This window comes from Psychrobacter sp. Rd 27.2 (assembly GCF_001921755.1).
Classification (GTDB): domain Bacteria; phylum Pseudomonadota; class Gammaproteobacteria; order Pseudomonadales; family Moraxellaceae; genus Psychrobacter; species Psychrobacter celer.
Genome location: NZ_MRYB01000053.1, coordinates 1 through 612 on the forward strand (window position 1 = coordinate 1; position 612 = coordinate 612).

At 47.5% G+C, this 612-nt stretch carries 2 pseudogenes; both read right to left on the reverse strand.

The features are described from left to right. Window positions 1-280, reverse strand: a pseudogene (locus BTV99_RS12565) (GTP 3',8-cyclase MoaA); the annotation flags it as partial. A gap of 29 nt (window positions 281-309) precedes the next feature. Then, window positions 310-612 (reverse strand): annotated as a pseudogene (locus BTV99_RS12570) (molybdopterin molybdenumtransferase MoeA); the annotation flags it as partial.

The following is a 612-nucleotide window of genomic DNA, read 5'->3' on the forward strand; positions in this document are numbered from 1 at the left end:
CAATCTCAGGCACGCTTAATTCATCATCAGGACGCTTGCCTTGATAGCCATTGGGCAAACAATACTCACAGCGAAAGTTACAAAAATCAGTGATAGAGAGGCGCAAATAAGTCAAACGACGCGCAAAGCTGTCCGTTAAAAGCTGATGGCTCTTAGTTAAATGGCTAGCATCAACGTCCGTAGACGCAGCGGTAGGCAAGGCGTGAGTACCATCAGATATCGCAGGCGCGGCTGGCGAATACAGTTGAGCACTGCCGATGCTAAGCTTGTCATCATTCATAATTTACTGCCAATTGCGATTTATACGTCTCATCTATTCGTCTGATGGAGCCAAGGAAAAGGTTGCACAATCACTTCACTACCTGCTGCGACATCACCGCTGTCTTTGTCCAACACGACAAAACAGTTGGCAAGGCTAAGCTGTTTGATTCTATGTGACTGCTGCCTGGCAAAACACTCCACTTCATACTCGCCTGCAGCGTTTTGCCTCAATACGCCGCGCTGAAAATCTTTGCGACCGACTGATTTTTTGATGTCGTTTGCTAGTTTAGCCTTGATATGTATTTGCATCGGCTGCTCAGATACGCGCGCGCCTGATAGTTGCCATAGTGC